At 58.3% G+C, this 10,468-nt stretch carries 10 protein-coding genes; 9 read left to right on the forward strand and 1 reads right to left on the reverse strand.

Going from position 1 to position 10,468, the window contains the following annotated elements; all coding sequences use genetic code 11:
- Positions 1-213 precede the first annotated feature (213 nt).
- Genes B2W52_RS01890 through B2W52_RS01910 form a run of 5 tightly spaced genes read left to right on the forward strand, consistent with a single transcriptional unit; the run spans position 214 to position 3,974 of the window.
- Complete coding sequence (locus B2W52_RS01890; RefSeq protein WP_286801076.1) at positions 214-1,491, forward strand: DUF2066 domain-containing protein; 1,278 nt, start codon at positions 214-216, stop codon at positions 1,489-1,491.
- A 21-nt stretch (positions 1,492-1,512) separates the two neighbouring features.
- Positions 1,513-2,073, forward strand: a complete 561-nt coding sequence (locus tag B2W52_RS01895) for a CDP-alcohol phosphatidyltransferase family protein (RefSeq protein WP_286801078.1) — start codon at positions 1,513-1,515, stop codon at positions 2,071-2,073.
- Positions 2,070-2,768, forward strand: a complete 699-nt coding sequence (gene hda, locus B2W52_RS01900) for a DnaA regulatory inactivator Hda (protein WP_008172833.1) — start codon at positions 2,070-2,072, stop codon at positions 2,766-2,768. The genes B2W52_RS01895 and hda overlap by 4 nt, the downstream gene beginning before the upstream one ends.
- A 60-nt stretch (positions 2,769-2,828) precedes the next feature.
- Positions 2,829-3,626 carry a ParA family protein gene (locus tag B2W52_RS01905; protein WP_008172831.1) on the forward strand — a complete coding sequence of 266 codons (798 nt, stop codon included), beginning with the start codon at positions 2,829-2,831 and terminating at the stop codon, positions 3,624-3,626.
- Positions 3,627-3,638: 12 nt separating this feature from the next.
- The gene (locus tag B2W52_RS01910; RefSeq protein ID WP_008172829.1) at positions 3,639-3,974 is read left to right on the forward strand and encodes a YqcC family protein; all 336 of its coding nucleotides are present in this window, start codon (positions 3,639-3,641) and stop codon (positions 3,972-3,974) included.
- Here B2W52_RS01910 and nadC read toward each other — a convergent pair whose 3' ends face one another.
- Positions 3,975-4,814, reverse strand: a complete 840-nt coding sequence (gene nadC, locus B2W52_RS01915; protein ID WP_219119829.1) for a carboxylating nicotinate-nucleotide diphosphorylase — start codon at positions 4,812-4,814, stop codon at positions 3,975-3,977. It abuts the gene before it with no gap.
- Between the two features lie 223 nt (positions 4,815-5,037).
- Here nadC and B2W52_RS01920 point away from each other — a divergent pair, with 223 nt between their 5' ends.
- The 4 genes from B2W52_RS01920 to B2W52_RS01935 all read left to right on the forward strand — a co-directional run.
- On the forward strand, positions 5,038-7,335 hold the full coding sequence (locus tag B2W52_RS01920) for a DUF1631 domain-containing protein (protein WP_286801079.1): 2,298 nt from the start codon (positions 5,038-5,040) through the stop codon (positions 7,333-7,335).
- A gap of 69 nt (positions 7,336-7,404) precedes the next feature.
- Positions 7,405-8,031 carry a 1,6-anhydro-N-acetylmuramyl-L-alanine amidase AmpD gene (gene ampD / locus B2W52_RS01925; protein WP_273071022.1) on the forward strand — a complete coding sequence of 209 codons (627 nt, stop codon included), beginning with the start codon at positions 7,405-7,407 and terminating at the stop codon, positions 8,029-8,031.
- Complete coding sequence (locus B2W52_RS01930; protein WP_273071021.1) at positions 8,032-8,919, forward strand: histidine kinase; 888 nt, start codon at positions 8,032-8,034, stop codon at positions 8,917-8,919.
- A 120-nt stretch (positions 8,920-9,039) separates the two neighbouring features.
- Positions 9,040-10,468, forward strand: a 1,429-nt coding sequence (locus tag B2W52_RS01935) for a methyl-accepting chemotaxis protein (protein ID WP_286801081.1), incomplete at its 3' end; no start/stop codon positions are given.

Below are 10,468 nucleotides of genomic sequence, written 5' to 3' on the forward strand. Positions count from 1 at the left end.
CTTAACCGTTGGCCAGTGGGTCAGGCGGCGGATTTTAACAGGTGCGGTGTGGCGCTCCAAATGTATATTGCTTTTCCGAAATCCGGGGCCGCTACTCACACCTTGGGGCATGGTGTATCCTATGCGCCATTCATGCGAATTGCAGGGTGTTTCATGTCAGTATCAGGGCAAAAGCCGGCACACAGGTCTGTATCCGGGGCGTGGGTAGTTGCGATGTTCACCATTCTGCTGGCTGGGTTTTCCGCCCAGGCGACTGCGGTGACGGTTTCCGGTCTCTATTCGGTAAAGGTGCCAGTGGAAGGGTCCTCGCCGGGTCAACTCGCCCAGGGCTATGCAGACGGGCTGAGCCAGGTACTGGTAAGGGTTTCCGGTACCCGAGACGTACTGGCGATGGAGGGCGTTGAAGCCCTGCTGTCCGATGCCGAGTCGTTACTTCTTTCCTATCAGGTTGCCCGTGGCGAGTCCGGCCAGAGTGTTCTGAGCATGTCCTTCGGAGCGGTTGGCGTGAATCGCGCGCTGGCTGCAATTGATGCGCCGGTGTGGGGTGCCAACAGACCGCTCACGCTGGCCTGGATTGCTGCCGAGGATCGTGGCTCGAGAACACTCGTAACACGGCCCGGGGCCGGCTCTGGTCAGGAAGACGCAGGAGCCTGGAGGGCTGCGTTCGATGAGGCGGCCAGAAAGCGTGGCTTGCCCGTGGCGCTGCCCCCGTCAGATTTCAGCTCTGACCGCGAATTGCTCTCGGATATCTGGGGGCAGTTTATTGGTCGGGTGAAGTCTGCATCCGGGAATCTGGACCATGATGTGCTCGCTTTGGTGCGGGTCAGCCGTGCTGGCGGGCAATGGCGTGCCGGCTGGGTCTTCGATGGTATGGCCATGAATGCCGGGGAAGAGTCGGTAACCGCCGATACCCCGGAAGCGCTGGCGGAGGCGACGATAAACCGCTGGGCGGAGCTATACGCCAGCCGATACGCGGTTGCTGCATCGGAAGTGGGCGATTCGCCCCAGGTGGACATTGTGCTGCGTGGCGTTACGTCGCTTGAAGACTATGCCGGCGCCAATAAGGTGCTGGAAGGACTGACCCCCGTGGTTAGCGTTGGTGCCCATCGGGTACGGGACGAGCAACTGACCCTGCGGGTGGCTTTCTCCGGTGAGCTGGACCAGCTGCGGGAGTACATCGCCCTGGATCCGCGCTTCGTTCCAATGGAGGCCGACGTTCCGGCAGAACCTCCGGTTACCGCCCGCACAGCAGAGGACCAGGTGGCGTCGTCTGGGCCGAACCCGCAAGAGGCGCTCGAGAGCGAGGTATCGCAGCCGGCTGGCCCGGATCAGCAAACCTCTGCGGAGGCGTCTGAAGAGACTGCCCTGTTTACCTATCAGCCGGTGCCCGTCGATGAGGAAGATGCCAGGGAGGCGTTCGAATCCCTGTACCAGGTTCTGTATTATCGTTGGCAACCGTCTTCTGTCATCGGGAGCGATGGCGGCGAATAAGGTGTAACCGGAGGGAGTCTTTTGAATTTGCACCGCTGGCGCTGGATTCCCAATGCCCTGACGTTCCTGCGCATTCTTCTGATCGCTCCCTTCGCGGGAGCGTTACTGATCGGAGATTATCGCCGAGCGTTGCTGATATTCTTTCTGGCCGCCGGCACAGACGCGGTTGACGGTTTCCTTGCCCGCCATTTCAATTGGCGTTCCAGGCTTGGTGCAATTGCAGATCCTCTCGCCGACAAGGCCTTGTTGATCACCGCGTACCTGATGCTTACTCTCACCGCCGTTCTGCCCGTATGGCTGTTTCTGCTGGTGTTGGGGCGTGATCTGCTGATTGTGGTCGGCGCTCTGGCCTACCACTACAAGGTTGGTCGATACGATATGGAGCCCAGCATTCCCGGCAAGATCAATACGTTTATCCAGATTCTTGTAGCCCTGGCCATCATCGTGCTTCTGGCGGACCTGCCGATGCAGCCCTGGGTGGTGGATGCCGGCATTATCCTGGTGGCTGTTTTCACCGTGTTCAGCGGGGGGCATTACCTGTTTGTGTGGGGCTTGCGGGCCTGGAGGGCTACCCGGCCATGACCGCATCCCAGTTGGTGCTCGGGGTCAAGCTGCGTGACGACGCCCGATTCGACAATTTCCATGGCGACCGGAACACGAGCGCAGCCCAGCGTCTTGAAAGCGTCTGTCAGCAACCTGATGATATGCCTGTCGTTGTTCTGTGCGGTGATGCCGATACCGGCAAGAGCCATCTTCTACAGGCAGTGTGCCACCTGGGCGAAAAGCAGGGCAGGGCAGCGGTGTGTATCAGCATCGCAGAGCTAGAGCCTTTTGGTCCCGATGCCTTGTCGGGGCTTGAGACCCATGAGATCGTCTGTCTTGACGATGTCGACCGCATCGCAGGCCAGCGGGTCTGGGAAGAGGCCATTTTTCATCTCTATAACCGGATTCTCGATCGAGGCGGCCTCTTGCTGGTGAGTCTGGCCGATTTGCCGGCCAGTTTGCCCTTTGAGTTGCCGGATCTGGTCTCCAGATTCAGTCACGGGCTGATCATCCAGTTGGGTATTTACCGGGATGAGGATCGCCTGACCATTCTCAGGGCCCGTGCCGAGAAACGTGGCCTGGTGATGGCGGATGATGTGGCCAGCTATATAATGCGCCGGGCGCCCCGAAGGCTCGGTGATTTGCTGGGGATTCTGGATATACTGGATGAAAATTCACTTCAGGCACAGCGGCGGCTTACTATTCCGTTTGTGAAGACAGTGATGGGGTGGTGAGTTGGAATGGGTTCATCGCAGGGCAGAAATCGATAACGGATTCATCAAGGGAGAGGCAATATGAGACGGGTGGTATTCAACCAGAAAGGCGGTGTCGGCAAGTCCAGTATCACGTGCAATCTCGCAGCTATCAGCGCCGCTCGTGGAAAGCGCACCCTGGTCGTGGATCTTGATCCGCAGGGAAACTCCACCCATTATCTGCTGGGCAAGCCTGCCAGCGAGCTCAAGGACACCGTTGCGGATATGCTGGAGCAGACGGTGGCCTTTACCGTGTTCAATCGCCGTCCGGACGAATTTGTCCATGCCTCACCGTTCAAGAACCTGTTTGTGATGCCCTCCAGCCCGGAGCTGGATTTTCTCGAGCGCAAGCTGGAGGCCAAGCACAAGATATACAAGCTGAGGGAAGCCCTGAAAAAACTGGGTGAATCCTTCGATGCGATCTACATCGATACCGCGCCGGCGCTCAATTTCTATACCCGGTCTGCCCTGATTGCAGCCCAGCGCTGCCTGATACCCTTCGACTGTGACGATTTTTCCCGTCAGGCGCTGTACAACATCCTCAACGAGATTCGTGATCTGCAGGAAGATCACAACGAGGATCTTGTTGTCGAAGGGATTGTTGCCAACCAGTTCCAGCCGCGGGCCAGCCTGCCCAAGCAGCTGGTCAGGGAGCTTACCGAGGAGGGCTTGCCGGTTCTGCCTGTGCGTCTCTCAAGTTCCGTGAAGATGAAAGAGTCCCACCAGAGCCGGCAGCCCCTGATTCACATGGCACCCAAGCACCCGCTGACGCGCCAGTACGAGGACCTGTTCCGGGTTCTGCATGGCGAAACCGTGGAGCTTGAGCCGCTTAACGATTGAAGCGAGACTGATATGACCGAATCCGGTAACCCGGTCGGGCAGGTTGCGGACTGCCTTCTGAACATTGAGATGGAGTTGCGGCAGCTGGGGCTCTGGGAGTCAGAGCCGCCACCGGACGAGGCGTTCCAGAGTGCGCAGCCCTTTTGCATCGATACGCTGGAATTTACCCAGTGGCTGCAATTTGTTTTTGTGGAAAGAATGAAGATCATTATCGAAAATGACCACCCGTTGCCCTCGGCCTCCGGCATAGCGCCGATGGCCGAAGAGCATTTCCGGGGGCGACCGGAGTCCGGTAGCAGGCTGGTTCGGGAGCTGGAGGTGATCGACCGCCTGCTTAGCGGGGAGTGATCAGTCCAGTCTCATTGACAGGTCGACAGCCTTCAAATCCTTGGTCAGCGCGCCAATCGAGATGAAGTCCACGCCGGTTTCGGCGATCGGCACCAAGGTGTCGGCATTGATTCCCCCGGATGCTTCCAGCTTTGCTTTGCCACCCGTGGTAGCGACCGCGGTCCGCATGTCTTCAAGTGAGAACTCATCCAGCATGATGATGTCTGCACCCGCTAGAAGGGCCTGCTCCAGCTCGTCAAGGTTCTCGGTTTCCACCTCCACCGGTTTGCCCGGTGCAATCCGGTGGGCGGCTTCAATGGCCAGGGCAATGGAGCCGCAGGCGGCAATGTGATTTTCCTTGATCAGGAAGGCATCCCACAGCCCGATCCGGTGATTGAAGCAGCCGCCACAGGTTACAGCGTATTTCTGGGCCAGGCGCAGACCGGGCAGGGTTTTACGGGTATCCAGCAGTCGAACACCGGTGTGTGCAACCCGGGCGGCATAGCCTGCGCAGGCGGTCGCAACGCCAGACAGGGACTGGAGCCAGTTCAGAGCCGCGCGTTCGGAGCTTAGCAGGCTTCGTGCCGAACCCTGCATGGTAAACAGCACCTGATCCGGCGACACGGTCTCGCCATCGGCAACCTGCCAGTCGAGCTCAACGGCCGGATCCACCTGTCGGAAAACCTCGTCCACCCACTCCCTGCCCGCGACGATGGCGGTTTCCCGCGTAATTACCCGCCCTGTTGCCTGTTTGTCGGCGGGTATCAGTCTGGCCGTGATGTCGCCATCGCCGATGTCCTCCCGCAGACTCTGGGCAACGTTTTCAATTCTGGCCTGGCGGAGGAGTTCAGGGGCAATCATAGGGCAAAAAGTCCGGTGCAGTGGGTTGTCGGCGTTTCAGGCTGCCAATTCTAAAGCGCCGCTGGTGAATCGCCAAACTCTTGGGGCAGGGCTGCTAAACTGTGATGCACGTCAGGTCTACACAAAAGGTGACAAATTCTGACACAACCTGACGTGGGCAGCTCGTATCATGTGAAGTGGAGAAATAAACAGGCAATTGTGTAATACAAGGCGGAGCAGCGAGATGGTGCACGATAACAAGGTTGTCAGCTTTTCAGGCCAGAAACCGCCCGCCCGGTTTTCTTTGCCTGCGTCCCTTGTGCGCCTGCGTGACGCATCGGGTCAGTCCCTCAAGTCCGTTCTTGCCAGTTTTTTCGATCGTGCCGATGATGCCCTGTTTGAACTCGCCGACAGAGCCGGCTCCAACCTCGACCAGACCGCCTACTTTGATGCCATGCGGGAGCTCAGGCTTCGTCGCAAGGCCATGGTGGTCTCGATCCTCCAGTATGTCAGCCAGGCTTTCAATGAAATCGGCAGGTTCCAGCCCCAGCAAAGTGCCAGGTCGCTGGATGAAGTTGACGAGGACTCTCTCAGCCTCGTCGACCATTCCCAGCTTGAGCAGCAGGTGGCAGTCGACAATCTCATAAATAAACTCCGGAACCGTTATACCGAGCAGATCCGTCTGCTTACCGTCCGGGTCGGGCATCTGGTGCCGGGCATCGAGCTGAAAGACGCACAAATGCCGCTGAGCCCTGAAATCATCTGTGGCGGTGTTGCCGAGGCCTGTGCCGACCTCGACATTGATATCCGGGCCAAGCTGGTGGTTCTGAAGCTGTTTGATCGCCTGCTTGCCGATACCCTCGGTGATTTCTACAAAGAAGCCAATCGCACCTTGATCAGTGAAGGCGTAATGCCTGATATGAAACGACCGCCCACCGGCAAGGTGCCCTCCCGCTCCGGTCAACGTGGGTCAGGAGAGAGTTCAGTGCCGACCAGTGCCAGCGGTCAGGCGGATTCTGCCAGCGAGAGTCAGGGTATGTCTCAATCACAGGCCACTTTCTCGGAGCTCAGCGCGCTGTTGCATCGCGGTGAGTCTAATGCTGTCACTGGCGGATCTCCGGTCGGCGAAAGCTACATTGATACCGACAGGCTCATGGCCCGTTTGACTGAAGCGCAGTCGAGCAGCAGGCAATGGGGTGAAGGTACCGTTGTACCTCTGAACGAGCAGCTTCAACCCATCCTGCGTTCCGGCGATGGCAACAGCCTGAGCGTTGGGCAGGTCGACAGTGACGTGATCAATCTGGTTTCCATGCTGTTCGACTTTATTCTGGAAGATCGCCAACTGCATCCGGTGATGAAAGCATTGATCGGGCGCCTGCAGATTCCGGTGCTGAAAGTGGCGCTTAGTGACAAGAACTTTTTCAATCGGGGCGGCCACCCGGTTCGAAAACTGCTTAACGAGCTGGCACTCTCGGCCATTGGCTGGACCGAGAAGAAGGTCGGGCAAAGAGACCCGCTTCGGGACAAAATCGAATCGGTGGTAGATCGGGTTCTGACAGAGTTCACTACCAACGTCTCTCTGTTTGAGGAGTTGTTGAAAGATTTCAGCCACTTCATGGATCTCGATCGCCGACGTCGTGAGCTCGTCGAGCAACGTCTTCGGGATGCTGAAGAAGGGCGGGCTCGACAGGAGCGGGCGTCCCAGGCGGCGGAAGGCCTGGTTAAGGAGCTGACAGAGGAGCGGGACGTACCCGAACCGGTTGCCGGCCTCCTGAGCGAAGCCTGGACCCGGTACCTGCAATGGGTTGTCCTCCGGGAGGGCGAGGAAAGCGACCGGTGGCAGCACGCCCGGAACCTGACCGAGCAGTTGGTCTGGAGCGTGGATCCGCGCCCGGTCACTGATACCACCAGGTCAGATCTGCTGAGGGCAATACCGGCCATTGTGGACGACCTTCGCAAGGCACTGCAGGATATTTCCTGGGACCCGTTTGCCACCGATGCGGCCATTCGCGACCTTGAACTTGCCCATGTGGACGTTTTCCAGCGATTGGTGACGGCTCCGTCCAGGCCGGAATCACCTTCGGAACCAGAGGATCTGCTCGTTCCGGAACCCGCTGCTGAGCAGCCCGTCGAGCCCCCTGAGCCGGCGGCCGAAGACGCTGTCAAAGCAACGCCCGCGCCGGCCGAGCCTGAAGTGCCTGTTTCTGTGGTCAGCGAGGCTGCCTCCCAGGCGGACGCTGAAACGCAGACTGCTTCAGTATCTCCAGAGTGGCTGTCAAAGGCCGAAAGCCTGCGTGTGGGTTCCTGGATTGAACTTACCCGCGACGAAACCCGGGTGCGCTGTAAGCTTGCGGCCTTTATCAAGGCCACTGGCAAATATATCTTTGTGAATCGCAGTGGCGCGAAGGTGGCAGAGTATCTGCGTCAGGAACTGGCCGCCGACATGGAATCCGGGAAAATCAGCATGCTGGATGATGGTCTGATCTTCGACCGGGCACTGGAGTCGATCATCGACAACCTGCGCAGCAGCCGCAAGGACTGATTCGTAGCAACCGTGGCAACTTTGTGATTCAATCAGAGGCTGTAATGCTCTGAAACTTTTGGAATTACTTTGCCCGATTCAGACGTTTTTTCCGAACGCCCTTCCGCCTCCGGTACCGATGGAAATTCGCTTCGCGAAACCGGGCGGATTTCCTTCGCCCGCTGGACCCCTTCGCCGAATTTCGGGCCTCGTCCGGATGGAGCGGGCATCTCTCTTCTGGTCGTCCACAATATCAGCCTGCCTCCGGGCCAGTTTGGTGGCCGCGAAATAGAAGACTTCTTCTGCAACCAACTCGACCATTCTGCGCACCCCTACTTCAAGACTATTGAGGGCGTCCAGGTGTCTGCGCACCTGCTGATTCGCCGCGATGGCGCGCTGGTGCAGTTTGTCAGCCTGCTTGATCGGGCCTGGCATGCCGGCCGATCGTGTTTTGAAGGGCAGGAGGAATGCAATGATTTTTCCATCGGGATTGAGCTGGAAGGGACCGACGACAACCCTTACACCACCGAGCAATATCGCATGCTGGCGAAAGTGGCAGACCTGATTATGACGGCCTGGCCGGATATCACGGCCAATCGGATTACCGGGCACTGCGACATTGCGCCCGGCAGGAAGAGCGATCCCGGCCCGGCTTTTGACTGGCGGTATTTCCGGTCAGCCCTGGAAATAGTCCGAGGATCGGGGAGGAACGTCTGAATGGTATTCGTTGTGTTTCTTCTGGCCTACATGGTACGCAGGCGTCTGGATTCCCTGGACATGCTGTCTGGCGATGAGGTCTGGCGCCGTTGGTTCCGCTACGGCAGCAGGGTCAGGGCGGGCCATGAATCGGGGATAGCAACCGGGCTGGCACTGATCCTGTTGCCGGCCCTGATACTTGGGCTTGCGGAATACCTGCTGGTGTCTTCTGGCTGGAGAATGGCGGCTTACCCGCTGGAGTTCCTGGTGCTGGTCGTCCTTATGGGAACGCCGGGCTGGCGACAGGTACTGCGGGCCTATGCGGAGGCGTGGCATCGGGGAGACATGCAGTCGGCCTGGCATCATGTGAAAGACCTTCTTCCGGCCGATGAACGGGGAGCCGCAGTGTCTCCCGAGGCCATGCACCTCTCCCTGTCCAAGGCACTGATGGTTTCGGTGTTCCAGCGCTTTTTTCTGGTGGCTTTCTGGTATGTGGTTGGCGGTATCGGTCTCGCGGTCCTGGCGCGTGGGCTGGTAGCGCTCGCCGAGCAATGGCCGCAGGCGCCGGCCAGGCCCAGGTTTGCAAAAATGTCCGACCTTGCCGGCTGGATTCCTGCCAGGCTTTTGTCGTTAACGTTCGGAATTGCCGGAGATCTGGCCGGGTGGCTGCGTGAAACTCGCCAGACTCTGACCGGAATCTCCAAAAAAGCGGGCGAGGTACTCATGATTTCGGCCAACGGGTCGTTAACCGGGTATGCACTGGATCCAGCGAGGTTTTCCCGGATTCACCCGGATGAGTGGACAGCGTTTGGGGGAAGGAGTCTGCGAGCGGTAAGGGATCTGCTGAACAGAAGCATGCTGGTATGGATATGCATACTCGCCCTGCTGGTTATTTCCGGCGTCGTTTAGCCCGGATTTTATAAAACATTACGGTTTAACAACAAATAAAGCTTAAGTTTTTAAGACTTTAGGCGACAATAGAAGAAAAGAATTAACGTTCAGTGGTTGTTTGCCAGCACGAGGGTCCCTGTGAAGCAACTCATTAATCCTGCCATTGCCCTGATGAACCGGCTCCCGATGGTCTACAAGTTCAGTCTCATCAGCATTCTGTTCCTTTTACCAATTGGCGGGCTGTCCTGGCTTGCCATTTCCGAGCTGAATCGCTCGGTTCAGACCATGACCCGGGGTGTCGAGGGGCTGGAGCAACTCCAGCAAGTGGATCGGCTGGTGGATGCGGCGATGGATTATCGAGACTATCGCTCACCGGCGATCATCAAGGATGAGAGTGCCATTACCGCAGTTTCCGAAGAAGCGGCCACTGAGATTGATAGCCTTTTGGCGGCTCTGACCGCAGAAGAGCGCTCGTTCGATACGACTGGCTCCTGGGCCGATCAGGTTGAAGGCCTTCGCCAGGAGTGGGAAGCATTGCGGGCCGATGACAATTATCAGGGCAGCTTCGATCCTCAGTTCAAGTATTATCAGGAATTCGTCCAGAAGGCACAGGCGCTGCTTTCGGCCACCATTGAAATCTCTGGTTTGGGGCAGGGGGCCTCAAGAGAAAACCAGTTGATTCTGGGCCTGGTCCAGGACTCTCTCCCGGCTGCACGCACCGTGATCGGTCGGGCAAAATCCTACGGAATCTTCGCATTGGTCGAGGGGCAGGTAGGTTACGCCCTGAGCGAAACCCTGAACGAAATCTATGACCAGTTGACTAATCGCACCTCCTTGCTTTCACCGGCCTTGGCTCTTGCTTCTGAAGCATCGCCGGCCCTTGCCAATCAGGCAGGCAACGCCATTCAACGGGTTGACGAGAGTTTGATGGTGGTTCGGGATCATCTGGATCTGAACGTGATAACGCCCATGCGTCTGGAAATGCCCTGGACCGAATACGACGATCTGATGTCCGGGCAGTTGGCCCACTACGACGACGTCAAGACGGCTGCCTTCAGCGTGGTCGACTCGAACCTTCGCGCACGGCTCGAGAGTGAGATCAACCAGCGTCGCCTGATCGTGGTTGCCCTGATCGCCGTGCTGCTTGTGGTTGTCTATCTCTACATCGGCTTCTTCATGTCCGTACGTACTGCCATCAACCGCTTCAGCGAAGCCGCGCGGAACGTTGCCGCCGGCGACATGACCACGCACATCAGTTTGCGCAACCGCGATGAGCTGGGCGAGTTGACGACGGAATTCAATAACATGACCGACCGGATTGCCGAGCTGATCCGCTCTGTCAGCCGGACGACGGCGGACGTAGACCAGCAGGCCACCCGGGTCAATGACACCGCTGCGGCCAACAGCGAAGCGGTTGCGCGTCAGATGGAAGAAAGCGGCCAGATCAATGAAGCCATGAACCAGATGGTTGAGGCGGTTCATGAAGTCACCGAAAGCGCGCACCGGGTTGCGGACAGCGCGAGCAATGCCGAACAGGACACAGAAACCGGCCGGGGCGTGGTGGCCG

The sequence above is a fragment of the Marinobacter sp. UBA2498 genome, from assembly GCF_002341575.1.
Classification (GTDB): domain Bacteria; phylum Pseudomonadota; class Gammaproteobacteria; order Pseudomonadales; family Oleiphilaceae; genus Marinobacter; species Marinobacter manganoxydans.